The sequence below is a fragment of the Sporocytophaga myxococcoides genome, assembly GCF_000775915.1.
Classification (GTDB): domain Bacteria; phylum Bacteroidota; class Bacteroidia; order Cytophagales; family Cytophagaceae; genus Sporocytophaga; species Sporocytophaga myxococcoides_A.
In genome coordinates this window covers 64,495-90,060 of record NZ_BBLT01000003.1, presented here as the reverse complement: position 1 = coordinate 90,060, position 25,566 = coordinate 64,495, and the positions used below count along the sequence as shown (strand labels likewise).

The 25,566-nt window shown below is 36.6% G+C and carries 19 protein-coding genes; 4 read left to right on the top strand and 15 right to left on the bottom strand.

Annotation, left to right across the window (positions count from 1 at the left end):
• The first annotated feature begins 149 nt into the window (after nt 1-149).
• Together MYP_RS08250 and MYP_RS08245 are read left to right on the top strand one after the other, a co-directional pair.
• The gene (locus MYP_RS08250) at nt 150-788 is read left to right on the top strand and encodes a hypothetical protein (RefSeq protein WP_156140423.1); all 639 of its coding nucleotides are present in this window, start codon (nt 150-152) and stop codon (nt 786-788) included.
• Nucleotides 789-938: 150 nt separating this feature from the next.
• Nucleotides 939-1,553 (top strand): hypothetical protein, encoded by a 615-nt coding sequence (locus tag MYP_RS08245; RefSeq protein WP_045461485.1) that lies wholly within the window; start codon nt 939-941, stop codon nt 1,551-1,553.
• Here MYP_RS08245 and rnk read toward each other — a convergent pair whose 3' ends face one another.
• The 10 genes from rnk to MYP_RS08190 all read right to left on the bottom strand — a co-directional run bounded on the left by rnk (nt 1,554) and on the right by MYP_RS08190 (nt 19,082).
• Nucleotides 1,554-1,964: a nucleoside diphosphate kinase regulator gene (gene rnk, locus MYP_RS08240; protein ID WP_045461482.1), complete on the bottom strand. Its 411-nt coding sequence runs from the start codon at nt 1,962-1,964 to the stop codon at nt 1,554-1,556. It lies immediately after the preceding gene.
• A 376-nt stretch (nt 1,965-2,340) separates the two neighbouring features.
• On the bottom strand, nt 2,341-5,970 hold the full coding sequence (locus MYP_RS08235; RefSeq protein ID WP_081990445.1) for a PA14 domain-containing protein: 3,630 nt from the start codon (nt 5,968-5,970) through the stop codon (nt 2,341-2,343).
• 464 nt (nt 5,971-6,434) lie between these two features.
• Nucleotides 6,435-8,300 (bottom strand): T9SS type A sorting domain-containing protein, encoded by a 1,866-nt coding sequence (locus MYP_RS08230; RefSeq protein ID WP_156140421.1) that lies wholly within the window; start codon nt 8,298-8,300, stop codon nt 6,435-6,437.
• A gap of 125 nt (nt 8,301-8,425) precedes the next feature.
• On the bottom strand, nt 8,426-10,039 hold the full coding sequence (locus MYP_RS24860; RefSeq protein ID WP_052430034.1) for a hybrid sensor histidine kinase/response regulator: 1,614 nt from the start codon (nt 10,037-10,039) through the stop codon (nt 8,426-8,428).
• Nucleotides 10,030-10,611: a chemotaxis protein CheB gene (locus tag MYP_RS08215; RefSeq protein WP_156140419.1), complete on the bottom strand. Its 582-nt coding sequence runs from the start codon at nt 10,609-10,611 to the stop codon at nt 10,030-10,032. The genes MYP_RS24860 and MYP_RS08215 overlap by 10 nt, the downstream gene beginning before the upstream one ends.
• Before the next feature lie 5 nt (nt 10,612-10,616).
• A complete protein-coding gene (locus MYP_RS08210) occupies nt 10,617-11,453 on the bottom strand; it encodes a CheR family methyltransferase (RefSeq protein ID WP_231570023.1) in 837 nt (278 codons plus the stop codon).
• Nucleotides 11,434-15,459: a response regulator gene (locus tag MYP_RS08205; RefSeq protein WP_052430032.1), complete on the bottom strand. Its 4,026-nt coding sequence runs from the start codon at nt 15,457-15,459 to the stop codon at nt 11,434-11,436. The genes MYP_RS08210 and MYP_RS08205 overlap by 20 nt, the downstream gene beginning before the upstream one ends.
• Before the next feature lie 214 nt (nt 15,460-15,673).
• Nucleotides 15,674-16,156, bottom strand: a complete 483-nt coding sequence (locus MYP_RS08200; RefSeq protein ID WP_045461473.1) for a DUF2231 domain-containing protein — start codon at nt 16,154-16,156, stop codon at nt 15,674-15,676.
• 17 nt (nt 16,157-16,173) lie between these two features.
• The gene (locus tag MYP_RS08195; protein WP_081990444.1) at nt 16,174-17,667 is read right to left on the bottom strand and encodes a transglycosylase SLT domain-containing protein; all 1,494 of its coding nucleotides are present in this window, start codon (nt 17,665-17,667) and stop codon (nt 16,174-16,176) included.
• Between the two features lie 305 nt (nt 17,668-17,972).
• Nucleotides 17,973-19,082 (bottom strand): AI-2E family transporter, encoded by a 1,110-nt coding sequence (locus tag MYP_RS08190; RefSeq protein WP_045461470.1) that lies wholly within the window; start codon nt 19,080-19,082, stop codon nt 17,973-17,975.
• Between the two features lie 194 nt (nt 19,083-19,276).
• Between MYP_RS08190 and MYP_RS08185 the strand changes: the two genes are divergently transcribed.
• Nucleotides 19,277-19,657, top strand: coding sequence for a lipocalin family protein (locus MYP_RS08185; protein WP_045461468.1), 381 nt, complete (start codon nt 19,277-19,279; stop codon nt 19,655-19,657).
• 130 nt (nt 19,658-19,787) lie between these two features.
• Here the strand turns inward: MYP_RS08185 and MYP_RS08180 are convergent, their stop codons facing one another.
• Both MYP_RS08180 and MYP_RS08175 read right to left on the bottom strand, forming a co-directional pair.
• Complete coding sequence (locus MYP_RS08180) at nt 19,788-20,402, bottom strand: class I SAM-dependent methyltransferase (RefSeq protein WP_045461465.1); 615 nt, start codon at nt 20,400-20,402, stop codon at nt 19,788-19,790.
• Between the two features lie 148 nt (nt 20,403-20,550).
• A complete protein-coding gene (locus MYP_RS08175; protein WP_045461462.1) occupies nt 20,551-20,922 on the bottom strand; it encodes a DoxX family protein in 372 nt (123 codons plus the stop codon).
• Nucleotides 20,923-21,018: 96 nt separating this feature from the next.
• Here MYP_RS08175 and MYP_RS08170 point away from each other — a divergent pair, with 96 nt between their 5' ends.
• Complete coding sequence (locus tag MYP_RS08170; RefSeq protein WP_045462451.1) at nt 21,019-21,378, top strand: winged helix-turn-helix transcriptional regulator; 360 nt, start codon at nt 21,019-21,021, stop codon at nt 21,376-21,378.
• Between the two features lie 71 nt (nt 21,379-21,449).
• Here MYP_RS08170 and MYP_RS26050 read toward each other — a convergent pair whose 3' ends face one another.
• The 3 genes from MYP_RS26050 to MYP_RS24855 all read right to left on the bottom strand — a co-directional run bounded on the left by MYP_RS26050 (nt 21,450) and on the right by MYP_RS24855 (nt 25,542).
• On the bottom strand, nt 21,450-21,611 hold the full coding sequence (locus tag MYP_RS26050; protein ID WP_156140417.1) for a hypothetical protein: 162 nt from the start codon (nt 21,609-21,611) through the stop codon (nt 21,450-21,452).
• Nucleotides 21,612-21,692: 81 nt separating this feature from the next.
• Nucleotides 21,693-22,034, bottom strand: coding sequence for a cupin domain-containing protein (locus tag MYP_RS08165; protein WP_045461459.1), 342 nt, complete (start codon nt 22,032-22,034; stop codon nt 21,693-21,695).
• Nucleotides 22,035-22,308: 274 nt separating this feature from the next.
• On the bottom strand, nt 22,309-25,542 hold the full coding sequence (locus MYP_RS24855) for an Ig-like domain-containing protein (protein ID WP_052430030.1): 3,234 nt from the start codon (nt 25,540-25,542) through the stop codon (nt 22,309-22,311).
• Nucleotides 25,543-25,566: the final 24 nt, after the last annotated feature.

Sequence of the window (25,566 nt, the reverse complement as noted above, 5' to 3'; positions counted from 1 at the left end):
ATCGGTGCGGTTCCTAAACGAGTCAAAGCTCAATATTTCTTCCATTCCCCACGCCCGGGTTAATCGAATAAATCAAATATGGGAAATAATATCTGTAACCTTCTTCATTAAAACCAGGTACACTTCAAGGTTTTTAAATAATGTATAAAATGAAAAAATTCGATTTCCTTACAGTAGTTTTTGCAACACTTTTGATCATTAGTTCTGCCTGCAGCAAAAAGGAGGTTCCGGGTCCCGCCGGCCAAGATGCTTTAAGAAAAGAGGGTAGTGTCTCTGGCAAAATTTATAAACTTAACTCAGCCGGAACAGCAGATACGCTTCTGGGAACTTTTGCCTATGAATATTTTGAATCCCAGGAAGATGCATCTTATGCTCTGAATTCTGAAGGTAAAGGAATAAGCCTCGTAAGACGTAGTGCAAAAGAATCACGCGATTACTTTGAGCTCTTCTCAAACTATATTACCACGCTTGAAGAGAAACCTGAAGAAACGAGTCTTACTATTAACTTTTCTTACAACAAAGCACTGGGCAATGGAAAATATCTGAAATTCATGACTTATGATAACAGATACTATAGAACGGATATATATTTTGGAAGCTCTAATTCTACCCTTTCTATAACTAATTACTCATTTAATAAATCCACTGGTAGATTGAAGTTTGATTATGAAATGAATATAGCTTCTTATGAAAACTCTACTTATAGCCCTGCCAAAGTTATCGGCTCTGTGAATGTTACATTGTTGGAAGAAGAGTATGCCGATAATGGTCCCTACATGATTGATTAAACGATTTGTATTATATTTTATAAAAAAGAAGGCCATTCGCCTTCTTTTTTTGTTTAAACAAAGCAAAAGTCAACTTCATAAGCACTCCTTTTTGATATTATCATTTAATAACCCATCTTTAATACTCACATATTCAAATACATCATTCTGATGAACCAATTAAACGACAAAGAAAGAGAACTGATAAAACTTACCAATCATTTCAGGAAAAAAGCTGAACTTATGATTGAAGAAGGCACTCTGTCTGATGAGTTTAAAAGTGTAGTAGAGGCATGCGAGCGCTTGTCAGGTATAATATATGAACATGCGGAGACCAGAAAAAGTATTCTTAATAAAAGAGAGATTCTGAAAAACATTGTTAAAGACAATGCATCTTGCCCGCATTGCTCAAGCAATGAACATCTCAAATACATGGCTTTGGATGTGAATGAAAAGGGATGGAAATTCAATAAATACAAATGTAGAAGATGCAACATATCCTTTGTCTGGAACCGTCCCAATAACCCATGGGATATGCTCGCTTTCATAGATCATCTTAAAGCGGATTTCATGCTTAAAATAATGAATAATGAAGTAGAAGAAGATGAAAAAATGCATTCTCTGGAAATGATCAAACAACTGGACGAAAGTCTATATACCTTAAAGCCAGTCATTGAACAATCAGATCTTGAGGCAATGGAAATGGACCGCAAGGATCAGCAGGTTTCTACCATGATTGCGGAATTTACCAAATATCTTCAGATACAAAAGATTTTAATCTCCTAATCATTGGTTAAAATTCCCTGATGCTTCCGGTTGATAAATTATTTCTTCAATAAAAATTTTTGTAGCTCCGCCAGGAACTATCCAGTCAACCTCGTCGCCAGCTCTATAACCAAGTAAGGCAGTGGCAACGGGCGAAAAGATAGATATTTTATTTTCCTTGAGATTTGCTTCGTCCGGATATACTATTTTAAACTGAAGTACTTTTCCTGAATTGCGGAACAAAATTCTGACTATAGAATTCATAGTAACCACATCAATTGGCACCTTTTCCGGATCTACAATCTGAGCTGCATTTAACTCTCCATTAAGCTTTTCAAGCTCCTTAGGACTTATTGCCCTGGATTGCTTTAAATCGATAATGCTCTTTTTAATACGTGCATAATCAAGTCTGTTCATGACCAAATTTCCCATAATCCTTGATTTATTGGTTTCAAGATTTTACTTCCCTTATAATTTATACAAAAGTCAATGGATTGTAGTTCTCTTTATGGCAGCTATCATTTAAAACGAAGGCATCAATAATAAATCTGCCAATCGAAGACTGAGACCTAAAACCTAAAAAAAATCGAAGAACTTAAAAAATTATAGAAAAAAAGGAATGATATTATGAATAATAAAAGGTGTTGGCTTATTCGGAGAATTTTCTCAGATATCTTTTATATGATCAAGTATTAACCAACGATATGCCATTCTTTATATCGAAACTATAATATTAATACTAGGTAAAAAAGCTGCCAATCAAAAACTTCTGACTGGCAACTTTAATTAAACTTCTGCACCAATTATCTTATCTCAAAACACTGAACTTCCTAACTTCTTTAAAACTGTTTGTTTTAATGACAAACATGTAAAATCCACTCGGTATATTTGAGATATTCAGCTCAATCGGATAATCTGTGTCGTTTACAATAAACTCCTCACTGAGCAATTGTGCTCCATTCATATCGAGTATCTCCAGCTGGACATCTCCAGCCTCTGAACCTGGAGCCCAAATATTTAATTTGTAATCAGCCGGATTAGGATATACTACAATATTTCTTGCATTCAAAGGCAAATCAAAAGAAGCGATTTTGCTATCTGTGTCGGCTGGAGTCAATCTGGCAGAAGGTATAATTTGTTTGGCCTGGCTTGGGCTGGACCAAGAAAGCGATATTACTGCACTACCTACATTCTCAAAGTACTCCAGCACAATATCGTACTTCTGACCTGAAACAAGATTGATGACTCCACTATTTTCAGTGGGCGGATGATCTGTAAAATTATTAATTACCTGAACACCATTCACCTTTAATCTCACTCCATCATTGGAGGTAGTATAAAACCTGTATTGCTCAGTGTAAACCGGCTCCACTTGGCCAGTCCATCTTATTGAAAATTTATCCGCACCTATATTAGGAGCAGGGTTGTTTGTTCCAAAATCAAAATTGACTACAGAGTCTACTCTTGTATATCCTACCTGATTAAAATTAACATCTTTAAAATAGGTACCTAACAAACCATGTTGAACTGGGGGGGCCTGAGGTGTGCCAAAAGGAGAGAGACGACTTCCCGGAATCGGCCGCTCCAGAGTACCATCAGGTAATTGCCAACCTACAGCAAGGTTATCTGCATTAGCTCCCTGTTTATGCAATGCTTCTATATAATACGTTTTTCCTCCTACAAGTGGGATGGATACGGAGCGTTGAGAAGGATACTTAGTCCATTCTCTCACAGCTGTATATCCTGTAACACTTGCGATTTTTACTTTATTGGCAGGTGTATTATCCGTGCTTAGCCAAAGCTCACTGTTATCGTTGCTTGAAATCCAGAAGATATAATTTCCCGATAAAGGTGCGCAGATAGAACCACGAATTCTTTGTCCGTAGTTGACACCAAAATTTGTCGGTGCCTCGAAAGTCGTTAAGGAGCTTGTCTGGTTAGGGGAAGTATTTAAGGGAATATTTGAAACAAGAGTTCCCCCGACTGAAGTCCAGACCTCGCGTGTGATTGTACCTGATGCATTACACAAGCCCTGTACTTCAATCGCTGATTTGTTTATTGCATAAGCTCTTTCACTAATGATTCCTGAAGCCGTTCTGGCCCTTACACTCATCCAAACCTCATTATCAACGCCTAGTGGTCTGTTCTGAAAAACATAAGATGTAGTGGTTGATGTACCTTCAAACTCAATAACCTTGTCCTGTGGTTCCAACAAATAAACATCATAAGAACTTGCTCCCGGCACAGGATTCCATTCTAACTTAATTGCACCGGTAGATGGATTAGAAGCCCTGAGATTTGAAGGAACACCCAGAACAGAAATGTTTCTTAAACTCTGGCTGGAATATGAGCTGCTTCTCACCCGAACCAGCAATGCAGCAGGACCAGAAGGTACAAACCAATCCTGGTAATGTTGCTGAGCCGGAACATTTGATGCTATGTTTATCCAGGCCCCCCCGTTATTTGTTGAGTACTCAACAGTGTAATTTCCCGTACCAAAAGCATCCCAGCGAATCTGAGTATACTCATTTGGTATAAGCGACTCGTTTCCATAAGGGAAAGTCAGCGCAACAAATGGTTTTAAGAACTCATAGGCAACAACATATCTCTGCGGCCCAAAAGGAATAGCCGTTCCTTTAATGTTAACAGTATAATTTCCAGCATCAGGCTTATCGATAGTTATCTGCTCAATGTTGTTAAGATTATCAACCCCGCGTACTGCTGGGTTTCCCGGATTAGACGGAGATAAAACCCATGGCAGATAGGTGTTAGGAGACTTTGTAATCTGAAAGTCAAGGTTATTAACTAGATTTACGGAGCTAAACTCTGCACCTTCTTTATCTTTCCAGTACAATAAGACGCGAAGCTGACCCGTACCACTCGGAACATTAATGGTATGTGTCCTATTTTGCCCCTGACTTATAGTATTTTCAAAATATAAATTAGCTTCCAACGCTTCAACTGCTCTCTTTGAGTTTATTCTTCCAAAGCCATAAGAAAAATCAGGCCCGGTATTTCCAAGATCATCTGCAGTATTACAAACCAATGCTTTTATAATATCTGCATTGGGTATGCTGCCTTTCAGTTGACGATATCTTTCGTATAAGAGCGTAACACTTCCAGTGACACCCGGACAAGCCATACTTGTACCCGACATATAAACGTAGCCATTTCCTGGCACTGTTGAATATACAGATTCACCAAGCCCGACTATTTCTGGCTTAAGTCTACCATCATTAACCGGTCCTTTACCGGAAAATCCGGAAACTACATCATGCTCATTTACAGACCCCACTGATAAAACATTTTTTGCAGTAGCCCATCCTGAGCTTACTGTATAAAACCCTGCAGAACCACCATTGTGCGTAGCAACCACATGTAGCAGACCAGGACTTAATAAATTGTCCTGAGTTTTATCTGTATAATTACTTGAGTTATCGTAAACACCCCAATAGGACAGGTAACCATAAGAGTTGTTTGTAATGGTCATTCCATATGTCTTGTAGTAGGAAGGACCATTATTGATCAGCTCCGGAAAACTTTGTGCAACAAGATTTGCATTAAACGCAGTTCCTTTTGCCCTCGGATCAATATTACCTGAGCCTCCGGTGGTACCCGCTACATGTGTTGCGTGATTATTAACAGCTGGTGGAGAAAGGTTGGTAATTCTCAAAGGTTTAAGATCCTGATGAATTCCAATCGATCCTTCGTCATCGATACCAACTGTAAGTCCTTTTCCTGATAAGTCTCTTTGAGCAGCAAAATCAGATTGAAGCACATTACTTCTATGCTGATTTACAGATATAAAATTGCTATGCTCAGGCTTGGGAGGGGCAGGCATGATATAAGAAATCTGAGGAATAGATGCCAATGCCTGAATCCTTCCTCCAGAAATTCTAACTATAAGGCTATTTTGCAATGGAGATGCTTTTACAATTTCGGCTCCAAGATTAGCTAAGGATTGCTTAAGACGTATAGTATCGGCATTCTGAAAATATGTTACTTCTACTTCAGTAAATGTCCGCTTTTCCTTATTCGCTTGATCATTGAGCTTATTGTCTATTTTATGTTCTGGTAAAATTTTTTCAATACTTCTAATTTTAAACTTTTTTATCTCTTCGTCTGTAAGGGCCCTTTTAAATGAAGCCCAATAGGCAAAATTCGGAACATACTTCAGTAGGGTAGTGCCTGCATTTTTTAATTGAGTCTGTACTGATTCATCTGGAAGTTCAAAGAACTGTATAAGTATATATTCCTGGTGATTGCTTCTTAGGGTTTTTATTTTTTCAGAAAGATTATCGCCCTCTTCAGGACAATATTGACCGGACTTATAAACTATACAATATTTATTCTCAGTCTGGGAAAACGCATCAACAAAAACGAATTGAATAAATATCATGACCAATGTCATGACCGATAACCGATAAGAAATTATCATAGCTAGTGCTGTTGGATAAAAAATTAACAGTCAAGCTCAAATGATTGTTTTTAGAAATAAGAGGATAGTTCTTCTATGAAAAAAAATACTATCGCCTCTCCCTTAACTATGTAGTTGTGAGAAGGATGATAATATAAAAAGTTTGAATAGACCTAGCTATTTTAATAGGTCCAAGTGTTTGATTACACTTCTCTATAAATCCTCCACTCCTGAATGATATAGCTCTCAATCTTATTATTTAAACAATTTGATTCTTAAAGTAGAGGAATATTTTCAAAAGCAAAGTAAAATTCCGAATCCTGGTTAAGGTACACTATAGACTCATTCTTTTTTTAATAATTCAACCAATAAAACAACGAACGAAATTGAACCTATGAAAGTCTTATCCTAAAGAGACTGTGGTGTCCTTGAAAAAGAAAACATGCGTATTGTCTGTTATTTTTTAAAATCAAATAATTTTAAACTCAGTTTTCTACTATAAGCTTTAATACCTTTTGTTCAAAGAAATTATTTACCTTAACAAAATAGATTCCTGACTGCCATGCTTGAGTTTCCATTATAACACCTTCGGAAAGTTGTTTAAGTTGAGGTGTGACAGCTTCTCCTAAGGAATTAAAGACTTCCAGCTGAACTACTTTCAAATCAACGCCTTGGATCAGCACGTTTCCAGAGGTAGGATTGGGACTGATCATTAAGTTATTAAATAAGATATTTCCTGAATACAATATTTTACTGAAAGAAACATCGCCATTAAAATCCACTTGTTTAATTCTGAAATATCCAGATGAGCCGCTGGTCTCTAAATATTCATAATGCAAAACCCCTTGGCTATTGCCGGCTCCCTTGATTAACCCTAAAGCTTTCCAGTCTATACCGTTAATGCTTTTCTGAACTTCAAAGAAACTATTATTTTTTTCGCTGGCAGTAGACCAATTAAGGAGCACAGACTCTTTGTCAGGATAATAAAGTTTAAAATCCAAAAACTGAACGGGAAGTATCGTATCACAGGCTTTCAGTGAAAGCACTCCATCATTCAAGTTTCCTCCCCCAGAAAATGCTTTGGAAGCACAACCTGTTTGATTACATCCACCAAGGCCCGCCTTGGTTACTACAGTTCCTGAAGTGAGAGCTTTATCATTAAATATTATAGCACCCTGACCACCACCTCCTCCTCCTGCATGTGTTAAATGAAAATTTACATTCCCTCCGTTTCCACCGTTAGCCACAACATTTAAACATGCAGAATTAAATATCCATTCTTTTGTATTAATAATTATGGTTCCTCCAGCTCCGCCTCCACCTGCCCCGTCATTCAATACATTAAGAGCATTTTCACCGTTAGCTGTAATTGATGCACAACCATTAACTTTTATTGAATTTGAATTGATAATGATTATACCGCCTCCATTACCTCCACGAGACGAATAGCCATTATTTTGTTGTCCACCACCGCCGCCGCCGCCCATAAATACTCTGCAGTGATTATCAATATATAATGCAAGGTCCAGACCGCCGAGACCACCAACTTCCGGATCACACCCTTCTGGTGTGGATATATATCCCGGTCCTGCAGCTCCGCCATTTGTATAATTTCCACCACCAGCACCACCACCATTAATATCTCTCCCACCACCACCACCGCCATTAATTATCTTGCCTCTCCCATAATTATAGTCCTGATTAATACTCTTATATACACCTTCTCCTTTACCCCCAAACCTATCATCTGACGTTGCATAAACAGTGCCGTTACAGCCTATAGCTGCAAAGAAGTCTTTAGACACTACCCCTCCCCTAAATCCCATGCCATTAGCATTTAGGTTTCCCATCATTATTAAGTCTCTATTCACACCAAAGGCCAGCACACCTCCGGTGTTACCATCCCATGCCTTGGGAGAAAGTGTTCCAGTTAAAGTATAGTCAGGATTGCCAAGCATTGGAAACGTTATAATCTGGACAGAACTATTTGGCCCTGTAGTATATATATTCTTCAGTGGTTTTGTAAAAACGATTGATGCTGGAACTGAAGATGTCTCAGTATGGGAAGCTATAACAGCAAATTCATATTGACCAGCAGCTTTAATGTTCGAAAAATCTCCAAAAGAACTACTGTTTTGCACTGAAGAAATTATATCATCCTGCATCTGCATAATTACGACCAGACTCCCATCCTCAAATGAAGAACCAGTCTCTGATACATTTGATAATAAAACTGTTGTATTATCAATATTTATAGAACTTACCTTGCCATATCCATTAATTATTTGGGCTTGTCCAAACCGTATTATTGACAACAAGATTAGCAGAATACCAAATTTGTAGTGTTTCATAAAAAATAAAAAAATTAATAAATCAGCAAGTAGTTTTAAAAAGAATACAAAATTAGCATTAATCAGCAAGTACTTAAAGGAAAATTTGATTTTTATTGATTTTAGACCAAAACTTCCAATAGCTATTAAACAGAGCTTTGTTTCGGCTTATTAAAAAATATCTTAAACTCCGTACCTTTGTCAACAGCACTTTCAACTGTTATGTAGCCGTTATATCTCTCGACTGCTTTTTTTACTATGAATAATCCTATGCCACTACCCTCTACATGGCTATATACTCTTTTAAAAATTGAAAACAGCTTTTGTTGCTGATCTTCCGGTATTCCCAGACCATTGTCTGAAACTTTTATCACAAAGTGTTCATCCGTTTCATACATCTTCACCAACACTTCAGGAATTCTATTGGGTGAGCGATATTTTATAGCATTTGACATAAGGTTATAGATAATACTTCTAAAGTCAGACTTAGTGAGTTTTAGCTCATCACACCTTTGAATATCAGTAATAACTTTTGCTCCAGACTCTTCTATAAGTTCTTTAATGCTGAATTTAATTTCTTCAATAATCTCTTTACAGTCGAAATTATCAGGCTCTTCCATCCTTTCCTTTTGAACCTGAATTACTTTTAAAAGATCCTGAACAGTCTCTTTTAACTGCGTTACAGAATGAGCAAGCATGTTCAATACAGGCTCCACTTGATCAGAACCTTCTGTTATTTCTTCCTTTAGCGTCTTTAACAACCCCTCCAGATTTGCGATTGGCAGCTTAAGATCATGTGAAGCAGTGTATACAAAGTTGTCAAGCTCTTTATTCTTTTCTACCAGCATATCGTTATAAATCCTCAGGTGTTCTTCAGCATAAGCCCTTCGATCAACCTCATACTTAAGCTCTTTATTGGTTTTTGAAATTTCTGCAGTTCTGTCCTGTACTTTCTTTTCCAGTTCTGCATTGGCTAAGGCAAGTTTATCTTCAGACTCCTTTCTAGCTGTTATATTTCTACCCACTGCATACCACTTGCCTTTGTTGAGAATGAAGGACCAGCTTATCCAGCAATTTTCATTGGTTTTGTCAATATGCTGTTGTTCATAATTCTGAATAATCTGATTTGGTCCGGAGGGATTTTTAAATATGTTCAGCAACTCCGGGTCAATAATTGTACTATTATATTTACCAGAATTTAAGTCTTCAAGACTTCTTCCTGTGAAATTCTGAACAGCGGGATTAATATGGATAAAAGTTTCTTTATGAGGTTCATAGATATACATTAGGTCAGTTGTTAAATTAACCAGCAAGCCCAGGTGTTCCAGTTCATCATTTTTATACTCAAGCTCTTTTTGCTGGCTGTAAAGCTGAAGGAATGAAACAACTTTAGCTCTTGTAATCAGAGGATCCAGCGGTTTGAAGAGATAATCTACTGCCCCAAACTCATAGCCTTTCACCACATATGAAGTTTCGTAGTTAATAGCAGTGACAAAAATGACCGGTATATTTCTGGTTTTACTGCTTTCTTTAAGAATTTTAGCAACCTCATAGCCATCCATACCAGGCATCTGCACATCAAGCATAATGAGAGCGAGCTCCTCCTTAAGAGCAATTTTCAGCGCTTCGGTTCCTGAATCAGCTTTAAAAAATTTAAGATTAAGACGTTCGTCTTCCAGCACCTTTTCAAGGCTGAAAAGATTTTCTGGTCTGTCATCTACTAAAAGAATATTCAGTTCTTGAGTTGAATTTATTGCCATATAAATTCTTTCCCTGACGAAATTAATTCTATGATTGAATGAATATTACCAAGGAAATCAGGTTTTATCAATCTAAGCGCGGCCGAAGGCATAATTCCTGAGGCGGCGGTAGAAGGGTCCTGAACAATAGTAAAACCTCCATTTTCTGCAATAGTTTTCATTCCATCACCTCCGTCTTTATTCGCACCTGTTAGAAGTATTCCGGTCAGTAATTTCCCGTAAACCTCGGCAGCACTTTCAAACAACACATCAATTGATGGCCTGAAATAGTTAACAGGGGGAGAAACGTCCAAGGAGAAGATCCTCTCTTTTTCGATGAACAGGTGATAGTTTGAAGGTGCCAGATAAACATGGTTGAACCTGATTTCCTCCTTGTCTTGTGGCTCTGAAAAAGGTATTTTAGAATATCGCTTTAATATCCCTTCAAGTGAATTAACAACATTCTTCGGCCTGTGGAGAGCTATAATCATAGTAGGTTTATAATCAGAAGGAAGTGCAGATAGTATTTTTATCACTGCATCTATTCCTCCCCATGAACCTCCTACCACTATTGCTTCCATCTTTCCAAGCATATCAGTCAATTTATCCTCCTGTATATTTTCTGTAACCTGTCAATTTCTTCAAAATGATTTTTAAAGCTGGAAAAGGAAAGTGTTTCTTTATTCCCCAGTGCAAGAAATCCAAAAACCGGCAGACTTTTAAGAAACAATTCAATCACTCTTTCCTGAAGCTGTCGCTTAAAATATATCAGTACATTACGGCAAACAATCAGATTAAATTCATTGAAAGACTCATCAACAGCCAGATTATGTGCAGAAAACATTACATTTTTCTTCAGGCTGCTGTGAAAAATTGCATTACCATACATCGCAGTATAGTATTCAGAAAAGGATCTCTTTCCTCCTGCATGTATATAATTCCCTGTATATTCTTTCATCAGGTCAATAGGGTAAATACCGTCCATTGCCTTATCCAATACCCGCTGACTTATATCTGTTGCATAAATCCTTGATTTTCCATAAAGTCCATCTTCATCAAGAAAAATAGCTAGAGAATATAATTCCTCTCCCGAAGCACAGCCTGCATCCCAAATCTTTATAAAAGGATATGTATTTAACAGGGGAAAAACGTTTTTTTTAAGACTTGCAAAAAACAAAGGGTCACGGAACATCTCTGTTACATTGACGGTGATCTCATCAAGAAAAAATCTGAAAAAAGTTTCGTCTTGCAATAAATGATTTCTAAGAGCACCTGCTGATTGTATTTCAGATGTTTCTATAAACTTTTGAAGCCGGCGTTTTATTGAAGCTTCAGAATACCCTGTAAAATCATATCCATATCTCCGTTTGACCGAAACAAACAGATCTTCTATTTGATCATCCTCCAATACCATTTTACCGTTTCCTGCCTTCATACAACCACACACGCATAAGGGATAATAATCTTTCAACATCCATTGGTTTGCTCACATAGTCCGAAGCACCGGCATTTATGCATTTCTCTTTATCTCCCTTCATAGCTTTAGCGGTTAGCGCTATAATAGGAATGTCCTTATAATCGTTCATTTCCCTTATTCGACGCATTGCTTCATATCCATCCATTTCGGGCATCATTATATCCATAAGAACCAAATCAATGTCTTTATGTTCAGCCAATTGCTGAAGCGCTTCTTTACCATCACCGGCAGAAATAACTTTAACGCCCTCAGACTCAAGAACATTATACAGAGCATAAACATTTCGAATATCATCATCTGCAATCAAAACTTTCTTGTTCTTCAATGCATCGTCTGAATTAATAAACTTTCCCCTAACTGAATATTCCTTTGATCTGATTCCTTTTATATGATATAAAAACAAATTTACTTCATCAGCAAGCCTGTCTCCTGACTGAGGTGCTTTGATAATTATTGACTCCGTAAACTTTTTTATCTTCCTTTCATCTTCTTCTGAAAGGTCTTTATCCGTATAAATAATTACTGGAGTGTTATAATTTTTTTCATCCCTTCTTACCATTTGCAATATCTTGAAATCATTGTCTGAAAGATGGAAGTGCATAATTATACAATCAAACTTTTTTGACAACAATAATTTCTCAGACTCTTCAGGTTCTGCTTTGCTTACTATCTTTACAGAATCCAGCTTAATAAAATTCCTGATTTTTTCTTCCGGATCACTCCCGTTATCTATAATAAGAATATGCTTAAGAGCTTTGCTGTTGTATCTTTCTATTTCAAAAAAAGTCCTTTCAAGAACATCTTTACCAACAGGCTTTTGTTTAAACCACACATTGGGAAAGTTTTTAACAAGACCTGCATCTTTTTCTCCTGAGAGAATATGAACAGGTACATCTTTTAGAATATCATGACTTCGGATCTTTTCAAGTACTTCCCATCCACTTATATCAGGCAAGCCTATGTCTAGTATTATTGCACCGGGAATCTCCTCAAAAGCTTTTTCGATAGCTTCATAGCCTGTATGCGCAACAAAGGTTTTGTATCCCTTGGTTTGGGCAATATTTGATATGACATTTGAAAAACTGACATCATCTTCAATAATCAGTAAAACCGATTCATTGCGTTGTTTGTCATTATTTTCCTGATCTTCCTTTATCGGATTTTCATTCTGAAATATTTCAGAACCATCGCTTTTAGAAAGTCCCTGTTCTTCTGACGTCTCTGGAAGATACAGGGTAAAAATACTTCCCTTACCTTTTTCACTTTCAAGATGAATTTCCCCGCCTAACAAATTTGCCAGCTCTTTACTGATGGAGAGCCCAAGCCCTGTACCTCCGAATTTTCTTGTGGTTGAAGAGTCTTCCTGCTGGAAAGCATCAAATATAAGTTTTTGCTTTTTTTCAGAAATGCCAATGCCGCTATCTGCTACTGAAAATGCTATTACCTTATTTGATGATTTTAAACTATCGCTCTGAAATATTACCTGATCATCAGCATAGTAAATGTTTATAGAAACTTTACCTCCGGATGGTGTGAATTTAAAAGCATTGGAAAGAAGGTTTTTTAGAATTTGCTGAACTCTGAATTTATCAGTATAAATTTTATCTGGCAATTCAGGTTTTACAAATGTTGTAAATTCAATATTTCTTTCTTTTGCAACATGCCTGAATTGCTCTTTCATCAACAAATCATCCAAAGAGGTAAAATCCAATTCTGTGTTAATCTTTCCAGATTCAATTTTTGAAAGATCAAGTACATCATTTATAAGTCTTAAAAGATCTGCTCCAGACTGATTTATTATTTTAACATACTCTTTATGGTTATCCGGAATACCATCCTTGCTATCTAATAACAACTTGGAAAGAATCAAAATACTGTTTAGAGGGGTTCTTAATTCATGAGACATATTAGCCAGAAACTCTGATTTGTATCGGGAAGTAACCTCTAGTTGAAGCAGATTATTTTCAATAGATTTTCTGGCCTCTTCCAGCTGAATGTTTTTTATTCTTAACTCCTCATACTGTTCTTCTAATTGACTTGCCTTTTCTTCGAGCTCCAAATTTTTTTCCTGAAGCTCCTCCTGACTGGATTTTAGTTCTTCTTCAGATGCCTGCAGCTTATTTTTCTGCAAAAGTAACTCCTCATAAACCTCCTTTAGTGTTTCTTGCTGAACAGATAATATTTCTGCCTGGCTCTGTGATTCTGAAAGTAACTGGTTTGTTCGCTCTACTGCTCTAAGGCTCAGAAGAACCATTGAAATCTTTCCGCATTCTGCCATAAAAAATTCTATGTCCTCCTTTGGTATTTCTTTATTGGAGGCAAGTTCAAAAACTCCGATTTTAAACTCTTCAAACACCAATGGCACCCACATAATGTTGGATGGTATCCCATTTATTACCCCTGAATAGATCTTAAAATAAGATTCCGGAACATCTCTCAACTTTATCACCCTTTCATACTTCAGTGCAAGACCGGGTCTGGACTCCTCTAAAGTGAATTCTTTATCTCTGATTTTTTCAATATCGACCCCCCAGGTAGCCTTTACGTTCAGTATCCCTGTATCAGACAATAAATATATGAGACCTATTTGCAGGTTTAATTTTTCAGAGATAAAACCGATTATTTTTTTGAGTAATAAATCAATGCTTCTCTGACCGCGCATAAAGTCATTAAGCTCCCTGTCAAAGTCTAGTTCCCAAGTCCTCCTTTTTTCTCTTTTGGAGAAATTCCGGAGGTTGTTGTTCATTTTTTTTAAGGAGTTGCCGAGAAGATCATGTTCACTCTTTACCTCGATATTAACATCGTAATTTCCCTTGCCGATTTCCGAAGCGATATTGGCCTGACGCTTCATAGTCTCACTCATTAATGTAAAAGATTTGGCAAGCGCTCCGATCTCATCATTGGATTTTATCTTAAGCACAACATTGGTATCACCATTAGAGATCTGTTCAGAAGCATCTTTTAACTTTATAACCGACATTGAAATATTTCTGATAAAATATATTGCAAGGAATACAGATATCAAAACCAACAGTGAGACAGAACCAGTAAAGACAAGCATTTTCCTGCGCCCTGTAAGAAGAAGGTCTTCCATCTCCTTTTTGAGAAGGTTAATGTCATACATGGCAACATTATTCAACTTGTCCATGCAAATTGTTGTTTTCTCAAACCATGTTTCGGGAGAATCTATGGCATCTTCAATTGAGGCTCTATCATATATCAGCGCCATTGTACTCCATACCTCTTTAAAAGCCTTGTCTTTGACAACCTTAGAATAATAATTATATACATTTGTGGAAGATTCAGTCAGGAAATTCTGAATATCTCTTTCATATGAAGCCTTGCGTATACAGAAAGTTCCATAGTCTTTAACAGAAAAAATTCCAGTCGTGACTCCTCTCATCACGATTGTCCTTAATTGACCTAAAGATTCTTTTGCATTGAGAAGGTAAAGAAATGCATAGGCTTCGTTTTGGAGTTCAGGTTCTTTGATTGTAAAAGCTGTATGTTCAATGTCATCAAGCAAATGGTAAATGATATCACTATACAGGATTTTGCTGGATAAAGAATCTACTTTGAGATGATCAATTTCACTCCTGTATTCATCAAGCCTCTCCGTAAGGTAAAAGCCATGAGAAATCTCTTCATCTGATTCATTTAAAAACCTTTTAAAAATTATTATTTCCTTATCCGTTCCCTTTCTGGCCATTATAAGCTCCCTTTCAAATTGCTTTCCCTGGCTACTCAGGTATGCCTGGCTAAGTATTCTTTCACTCTGAATAGTATTTATAAGACTAGATGTAAGCTCTGTCTTTTTGATTTTATCAAAAACTGATGTTAACCTTTTATGATCACTTAACTGGTTGATGAGGTTGATTGCACTAAAGTATAGCAGAGGAATGAGTAGTACTCCAATGAGCAAAAGGAGTTTATTTCTTATACTCAAGCTGTTTAGTATTTTCATAAAAAATTCCCTGATTATTGCTAACCCGGGAATTTCATTCTTGTTTGATAATAAAAACAGCTCAGTTGTTTCATTGAATCTTAAAAAGACCCTTTCCTAAATCCTTCATCTAAAGACATCAGGAGCGTGGAAATGTCATATAATTCATTTCTAGAATTCCAGTCATACGACATGCCTGGTTTCTCTAAATATTACAATTGTGCTATCACAGCTTTCAATAATTGATATTTGCTTCCTGTTTCAACTTCTCAGCAGCTTTTGATTTTGCTAATTCTACAGGCTTTACTCCAACTCCCTCACGATAGACAAGTTTACTACCAAGTACGCCTTGATAAATAACTGAAACACCTCCGATAGTGAGAAAGACAACCCATGATGCATATTCAACGGTTTTCATTGCCCTCTTTCTTAATACCAGCCAAGAAGTAAGAATAAGAAATAAGACAGTAATAATATAAGAATTTTTCTTATGAACAGCCATCAGCTCATCTACCGGCAATGACCTTATGATTCTTTCTTCATCACTATAACCACTTATAATAGCAAGAAAAAGAAAGAACAAAGAAACAACACATTGCCATAAAACTATCTCTTTAAATAAACCTCTTCTGTAAAATATACCAACCAAACCCATAAAGCTTGCTGTAATGAGCAATGCCAAGGGAAAATGAACTACAAATGGATGAACATGTTCCATACTTTATAAAAATCACTTTATATAATCTCGTCGGGCATTAATTGCTTGTAATATTGAAACTTGCTTATAATATTGCTCACATAGTGAAATGTTTCTGAGCCCCTGCAGTATCCAAATTTTACAACCGGATCTGAGTAGTACTCTACCTGAGCTTTTTGAAGCAGGAAATACGCTACGTTATCATCCCACACCAAAGGGTTCTTTTCATATTTTATTGCCAGTCTCTGCGCATCTGCCACATGTTCCTGACCTGCATTATATGAAGCCAGCACAAACTTAAGCCGTTCATCCTGGTTGGGCACTTTTTCCTTCCAGTACTTTTCCAGCCATTTAAGATATTTTATACCAGCTTTCATATTTTCATATGGATCTTCCGGATTTTCCAGACCGAAGAGGGCGGCTGTAGACGGCATCAGTTGCATTAAGCCACATGCTCCTGCCCAGGACTTTGCCAGAGGATTAAAATTTGACTCATGATATACCAGCGCTGCTAAAAGTCGCCAATCCCAGCCTATTTCCTTTGCTGATTTTTTTATAAGACAATCATATTGCGACAAACTTCTACCTTTGCTCCTGCCGCATTTCACATGGCTATATTGTCCCGGACAAAAATATCTGTTGTATGTCTTCGAAAAATTTTTTCCTTCCACATACTTATTCATCCATGCATTAATTTCAGTTAACAATTCGGGAGCATACTCTCCTACCGCCCAGGAAATTTTCTGAGGATAACTTATTGCCAATTGAATATCAAGATTAGGATAGTAAGCCCTGGTAAGGCGAGCAATATTTTCCTCTGCAACCGTATAATCAATTTTTCCTCTGGCTACTTGCAATATCAGATCTTCCTCTTCAAAGAGCTTAGTTCTTTCCTGAATATAAATGTCTTCTCCTATCTCTTCTTCAAGATGTTCTAATCTCGTTTTAAATGAAGATCCTTTGGGGATATGAACGGTTTTACCAGCCAGATCTGAGGGGGTCTTTAGAAGAGAAGATGATTTTCTCTGCACAATCACCTGCCTCATGTGATTATAAGGAATGGTATAATTTACGTCGTTCTCCCTCTCTCTACTAGGGACCAAATGATATGCAATAAGGTCAGCTTCTCCTCTTTTAAGCATATCATACATAGACTCTACACTTTCAGCAACTATAATTTCAAGTTTAATGTTAAGATGTTTTGTCAATGCTTGTAACATCTCATATTCAAATCCACCTGGGGCACCATTGCTATTTACATGATAACTTGTTCTTCCCAGCCCTGTAATGGCTTTAAGAACGCCCCTCTGACGAATTTTGTGAAGGTCATTAGATGAATTGGAAGTATTGTTGTTGACAAACTTTATAAGGTGTTGAAATTGTTTATCCGAGTGATCTTCTTTTGCTACTCTTATGTTTCCCTTACACCTTTCTTCTGACTCCCGCTCTGCCAAACTGCAGGAAAGACACATAACCGAAATAATAAAATATAAAAAGACAAAGTCTTTTTGTTGTTGTAGGATTCTTCTCATAAGTAAAGGCTTTTAGATTCAAACTCTGAGAGAAGCTGTATTTGAAGAACTATAAAGAATTAAAAATTGTTAAGCATCTCAATTGCTTACACTGATATACAGTAAGTTATATGTGCTATTCTAGCAAAAAAAAATCTTGTGTAAACTTTTAAAGAAAAATTATAATTAATCCACTGACCTTAATACTTTCTTTTAGTTAAGTAATCTTCTCACTTAGCCATGAGTAGCATTTTCAATGAAGATTCATTCAGCAGGGAATGTAGCATGAGGCCCCATTTACTTTGGATGAGCAAGGAACTTATAATCTAATCCTTCTTCTTTTTAAATGGCCAAAATCTTTTAAAAAATGGTTCTTTGTCTTCTTCCCTGGTATTTGGAGGCTCGCCAAGGATAAACCCATAAGGCTTAAGCGGATCAATGGCATCAAAAATAACCTTAAGAATAGCAGTAAAAGGTACAAAGAGAATCATTCCTAAGGGGCCCCAAATGGCACCACCTATTAATAATGCAAGTATAGAAGCAAACGGGTTCAGGCTTACTTTACCTCCTACGATATTTGGTGTAATAAAATTTGATTCAAGTAATTGAACAACCCATAAGGCAGCTCCTGCACCTATGCACTGGATCAATGAGCCACCTTTAAGTGCGGTATATACAATAGGAAGAGTTGACCCAAGAAATACTCCGATATATGGAATTATATTCAGCATACCGGCAAATAGTCCGAAAAATATTGCATATTCTACACCGACTATATAGAGTCCTATAATATTGAGAATTGATATTATCGAAATGACAATAAGTAATCCGGAAAGATATGATTGAGCTACCCTTTCCACTTTTTCGATTGTCTTAATTACATCTGCATGACTTTCTACGTCAAATAACAGGAGCAGGAATTGCTTGAAAAAAGATCTGTAGTACAGCATGAAAAATATAAAAACAGGAACAAGGCCCACTGCGGTAAATATGCCTGTGGTAACAGAAAGGGTTGTTGAAAATATAGCTGTACTTTGATGAAGTAAATTAATCAGCTCTTCTTTTAAATAAGTTATGGTTTGTCCCCTTTTTACTCCAAGGTATTTTTCAAAGAATGGATTCCATTGCTCTAAAATTTTGGTTAGCCTCTGAGTAATATCTGGAAGAGATTCCATCAAATCAACCAACTGGGAATAAACAAAGATCCCAACGAGGCCAAGGACTAAAATTATCAAAATGAGACTTATTAGTATTGCTGGGGTAGGAGACATTATCCGTTCAAGCTTTCGAACCAAAGGAAGCAATAAAAGAGAAATGAGTCCTGCCAATGCCATCAAAACTAAAATATTTTGTGACTCTATAAGGACATATACCAAAAGTATAAGCCCCAGAAGAATTGTCGTAAACTTGAAGTATACAGGAAAACGAACTTCCATCGGATATTGAAAAGTTATAGTAAAACACCATAAAGCAATCTGGCATAGAAAAGATTAGTTGTAATCTCGCAGGCAGAATACACCAATAGCTTTTCCTGTTTAAAAAGCTTTATTACATTTGCACAAAATTTCTGTAGTTTTAACAGAATTTTTATTGATCTGCAAATTAACATCTTATTGTCTAAAAAATCATCATGAAAACCACGCTTTTAAAAAGATTCGCTGCTCTGATCGTACTTACCATACTTGTAACGGCATGTGCTAAAGAAAAAAAGGAAATGATTGCCAAAGACTGGAAGGCAACAGAACTGGTACTTGGCGGAACAACAGTTTCTCCCGATGCGATCGGTGGTGTCTACTATTCATTTACCAATGACGGCAAATTTGAATATACAGAAGCTGGACAAACTCAGGATGGTACCTGGGAAATTAATGACAATACCATTACTCTTCATTATAACGAAGGAGGAAAAACTGTTGAAAAACAAATCAAAGATATCAGTGAAGAGAAACTTACATTCGAAGGTGAAGAGCATGGTATGCTTAGAGCAGTGACACTTGTACCTAAGAAGTGATAAGTATTAAGTTGTAAGTTATAAATATTATAAGCTGAAAGCACAAAGCTTAAAGTTAAAAGTTAAAAGAGGCTGACCAAAATAAATCTGGTTAGCCTTTTTTATTGGTATGATTATATAATTTAAGACTTCAGCTTTTTCTGCATTTAATTAAATAGAAAGGGTAATTCTCATTAATTTCTGAGATTTCAAACAGGCCGGCTTTGCTAAATTCTGTGGTAATGGATTCTCTATCATAAAAATACATTTTAACTCCACCAAACATTTCATACCTATCCTTGCCGATCAATTTGCCGGTACCGTAAGTTGATGCTTCTTTTGAAATGGCTGTAAAAACCATGTAGCCATTATCAGCCAGTTGATTATAGCAGTCAGAAATTAATTTCTCTCTTTCATCGCAATTCAGGAGATGTATTAAAGCGTAGCAAAAGATTCCATCATATTGTTTATTATCAAAAGGCATATCTGCCACAGAGCCATGAAAGATTTTCATATCTTTTCCGTAATGCTTTTCTGCCATCGCTATCGCTGTTTCTGATATTTCAATCCCTGTTACAGTTATTCCGTTTTCCCTGAATATCTTTGCATTTCTTCCATATCCAATACCTGGAATGAGGATGTTCTTTATAGATTTTTTAACAAAAAAATCTATAGTTAATATAGCAGCATTTGAAGGTTCAAAACCCCACATTTCCTTCTTTTCAATAAAGTTGGCTTCCCAGAATTCTGGTTCTTCATTTTCCATATCCTCAATAAAAAATTTTCGACCTGTTAAACAAATTTCTAAAAAGCCTATCAATGTCCTCTGGTTACTAATATAGTCCTACTCGACGTTTCAAAGGATCTTATTTTTGAACTAATGCCAATGACCAAGGCACAACCATTTGAATCCATTACAACTGAATCTTAAAATTATTGTCCAGAGCTAGCATGACAACTGTAAGTATACAAACTATCAATGAATTATAATAGTGCTGATATTCCTGATGTGCCATATGTGCGGTAAATGCTCCTACAGAAAATGGAATCAATAATAGAATTCCCATATTTCTGAACTGTGGTTTAATTAGTCCAGCAACAATTAAAATGACTCCTGTTAACTCCCCGAGTCCAATGAGAATCGTCCAGGTTTTATTAAAACCAAGTGACATCATACTGTCCATCATTGATTTTTTTTGAAATACCTTGAAAAGGGATGCATACCCAAACACATAGAGATAATAAGCATAACTTAACCAATAAAATGCAGTCTTGAATGTTTCCATTTTTATTATTTTTAAATCTTTCTTTGCAAATATTTTGATTTCTTTACAGTGAAGAAAGTACTTACCGAATTGTATGGTACTAACAAAAAAGTATGTATGAAATCTAGAAAAGAGCATTCTACCAATAGCATCAATGAGAAATACTGGAAAGAGCATTGTGGCATTTCTCAAATCTTGTCTTTAATCGGAGGACGATGGAAAATCAACATTCTTGTTTATCTCCTTAATGAAAAAAAACTCCGCTACAATGAATTGAAAAAGAGACTTGTTGGCATTTCTGAAAGAATGCTTATTGCAAAATTAAAAGAACTGGAAAGCGACGGACTGATCAATCGAATTGTTTACAAGGAAGTACCCCCAAAAGTGGAGTATGAGTTAACTGACCGGGGAAGGTCTCTTGAAGATATACTAAACAGAATGGAAAAATGGGGAGAGTCCAATCTTCCGTTAAAGTGACTGTCATCATTATTCATTCACAAATTCTTTATAGGTGTTTTTTCAATTTTAGTAAGAAAATTTTTATAGTTCTATTTGAATTGATTATAAATATCAATTTGCTCCTGTTTTAATTGATGGCCTTTGCACATAAAATAAATGTCGCAAAACTCACCTTGACCTTCAAAAATATCAGTACCAAGATAACCTCCTACAAATGAAAATTCTGATTTTATTTTTTCAATTGTCAACATTCTCAATTTATTAGTGCCTATCATTAAAGAATATATTCCTCAAATACAAATAAGCTTTTGTTTGTATCATCAAAATGATCTTTATTGCTCTATAAGATCTTTAAGGCGCTCTACTTTATCATGCTTTGAAAGAGAAAGACGGGCAATTGAATTCTCTTTTGCAGTTAAATCATGAGGTACATCTCCTTCCAATGTTATGATATCGCCACTTTTCATTACATGATTTATACCTTTAACACCTAACATAATTTCCCCTTCCAAAATGTGGATAATAATGGGAAACGGTGTTTTGTGCTCTTTCATAATCTGCCCTTTGCTCAAAAGGATCCGTATCTCTTTTGAAAAAGAAGTTTCCAAAATGACTTTTGTCCTGACTCGACTTTCATCAAATTCCAGATCTTTCTTAAATGATTCTAAAGTCATAAGTTTGTTTATTTGCCGATCTTCTTCCGGGTTTAAGACTTAATAAAGCTTTAATATAAACGATTGCCCGAAATAAAAAAACCCGCTTAGCCTGTTCCGAAGAATTCAAATGAATAGAGCCAAAGTACAACAGAGAAAACCGGTACTTTTATAAAACTGTTAAGCGAATTGTTATAGGTTTTTGAAAGAGAGTTTATCTAAAAAAACAACAGGAGGCCCGGTTCACACCAAAGCCTCCTGGTTTTATAGAAACCTGAGAGATCTTAATCGGTAATTATTCTTTCACTAGTTTCACCACTTTGGTTTCATTCTCAAAGTTGATTTTTACGATATAAAACCCTGGTTTTAGTTCATTACCGAATTCAAAAGCACCTGTTGCCTGTGCTTCTTCAACAATATGTCCGCTTGCATTCATTACCTCAATGTTTGCAACCTGGTTTGCACTAGGAAATGTAATCATTGTTGAATTGGTAAACGGATTCTGATAGCTGATCGTTGAAACGCTTTCAGTGAACTCTGCACTTTCTTCTCTGGAGCCTGAACAAACACTAAGATTGATGCAATAGCCTTGATAGTATGGAGCTCCCTCATAATTGATTCCTACGCAAAGCTGGCCTGGCTGAAAATTATTTCCAGTAGCAATATTTACCTGATAAGGTGTTCCTGAAACCGTAACAGATTGAGCTGATCCAGTGTACCACCAGTTATAGGTTTTAGCATTTGTTCTTCTTGCTGCTGCTACCTCGTATGACAAAGTGGAATAGTTGGTTCCACATGCAGGACCATTAATATCTGTTGATGAAACTGTAACTGAAATATTAACAGAAGCCGAAGTGCTGGCGCCATTGTTGTCAGTTGCTTTGGCAATAATGGTATAAGAGCCAGTTGTAGAGGTATTCCAGGTATAAGAATATGGAGCAGTGTAATCAGTGCTGATAAGCGTGCTACCTACAAAAAACTCTACTTTAGAGATGGACCCATCTGAATCAGAAGCATTTGCTGTAATATTGATGGAAGCAGGTGTAGTAAATGAACCACTTGCTGAAGGGCTAGTAATACTTAAAGTTGGAGCTACATTGGTTACTACAGCTGTACCATAAAACTCAATTTCTGCAACATTACCCCATCCTTGTGCAGGGCTGATATATCTTACATATTTAAATGTAGCAGTGCTTGTAACATTTACACAATTCCAGTCAAGAATAGGTTCTGCACTAAGCGTTGCAAGATCTACAACACCTGTGCTGAAGTCCGCAACATTACTTCCCTGGAACTTACCTCCTACCATACGGTCAGTAGCATAAGCTCTTGGATAGTATTTAATTCCATTGATTTGGTAATCACCTCCTAAAGATAAACCTGTCCATGCAATATCGTCTGCTGCATCTGAATCAAAAAATGAGTTTATGTCATTATCAAATGCTTTATCGCGAGTATCTCCCCAGTTATTGTATGAGCCAGGAGTACCAATGCTTGTACCGGTAAGTTTATTTCCGCCATTTGGACATGAAGTAAATCCTGTAATCTGAACATTATCAAAAATTGCTCTCGCTGGAATTCCTGAAACTTCTCCTGTAGCATATAGCCCTAAGTAAATTTCATTTGAAAGAGAAATAGTTTGTTCTCCCTTTTTTACCCATGTGATACCATCTTTCGATACATGGCTGGTGATGACATTTCCAGTTCTTGTAATTTTAAACCATGTATATAGTTCGTATAAGTGATTACTACCAAATGCATTATCAGACGTTAGATATAGTCCCATTCCTGTACGTTGTTCTACACTCACACCTTTATAAGGTTTTTTAGAAATCATAGATTGTATCGCATTGTCGGTCAAAGCAGAACGAAGCATTATCCCAAACCTACTTTCTTCTCTAGAAGGATTTTTGTATTCTTTTATACGTGCTACAAAAGACCCGTTACCATAAAGAGTTTGATATACAAAAGTAAGGTTGTCAGAGTTTCCATTTATTGAACTTCCAAAGGACTCAATATAAAACTCCCCTGAATCATGAGCTGCAAAGCCCGTTGCTGATCCGGTACCGATATTTGCTTTATACCATGGAGAAGGTAAAGCTGCTTCAGGTGATTTTCTTTTATAAGTAACTTCAATGGTCTTATTTCCTGAACCTGAAAGCGTGTACTGATTGCCTACAGGTGTTACATTACTTCCGTTCACCTTAACCGTATTTACCTCATATCCTGGATTTGGGCTGAATGTAAAAGTTTGGCTAAGGCTGTTAATAATACCTTTGGGAGATATCGTACCATTGTTGTCTGACTTTGCAATGTATGTATTGTGTCTTGCATAAACAGTAAAGGTCATCGTTGCCCCAGGAGCTGAAATGTCACCTAATAAAAGGCCAAACTCGCCTCCGTCTTTCCATCTGAAAGGGGTACCAGCAGGGAAGCTGTTTTTTACATTGTCATATAGGTCGTTATAGTCACCACGAACAGGCGAGTAATATAAGCCGCCACCAAGAGGTAATGCATTTGCGACACTCTCATCGTGCAAGTCATTTTTGTTATCTGCCTGAATAAGTTTTACCTGCCATGCAGATTCTTGTCCCGGAATTTCCATGCCACCCACTTCATCCACATAATAAATTGCCAAACCTTGATCTGCAATGTTAGTGCTTCCAAGTCTTTCCTGGAAGTAAGTTCCATATACCACTGGGTATACCAAAAGATACTCCTTTGAATTGGCAGGATTTGTATATTTAAAAACTTTACTATAACTGTTTGATGCTGTAGTTATCGTAGTATCAGACGCTTTGTTACCGATTTCTATTACATTGTCAAACCAGCCTTTTTGAAGTCTTAATGCAGGATTAATCATCTGAGGTGCTACATTATTACCTGCAGATGCCATAAGACAGTAGTTTCCAAGGTTAGACCAAGCTGTTTGGTAATGGTCAGGCCAATCAAATACATTATGTCCCATTTCATGGCAAATTGTATTATAGGATGGTTTTTCCCATGAATCCAAATTCGTAATATTTCCTCTGTAGACGTATGCATTTACTCCATTGTTTTTAATGGTATTGCTTCCGGGTTGAGGATAGAAAGCCCATGCACCTCCACCTACTTTGGTTAATATTGTAAAACTGTATACAGAGTTGTCTGGTCTTAAGGTAAGGTTTGTAAATCCAGCAGGATATGCTGCGTTGATCGCATCAACGATGTCTGAGAGATCTCTGCCTCCCCCTGTTCTGTAGTGAGAGATGGGGTTTGATAAGGACACTTTAATGACCTCATGTGTAAATTCCATTTTCCCATTTGTCTGTGTGTAAAAGTAATCTTTTACAGAACCTTGATTTCCCCATGCTGAAAATCCGGTTTGGTTCATCATCATAGCCACCGAGTCTGCAGATTCCGGAAACGGATCTCCGAGAAAGCTTACCAGAACAACGAGTCCTTTAATTTGCTGTGTTTGTGCAAAACTATTGCTAACCAGCAATAGCATAGCCAGGCACAGTAACCTGAAATTGTTTTTAAACTTCATTTATTTGATTGTACTAGTGAAAGG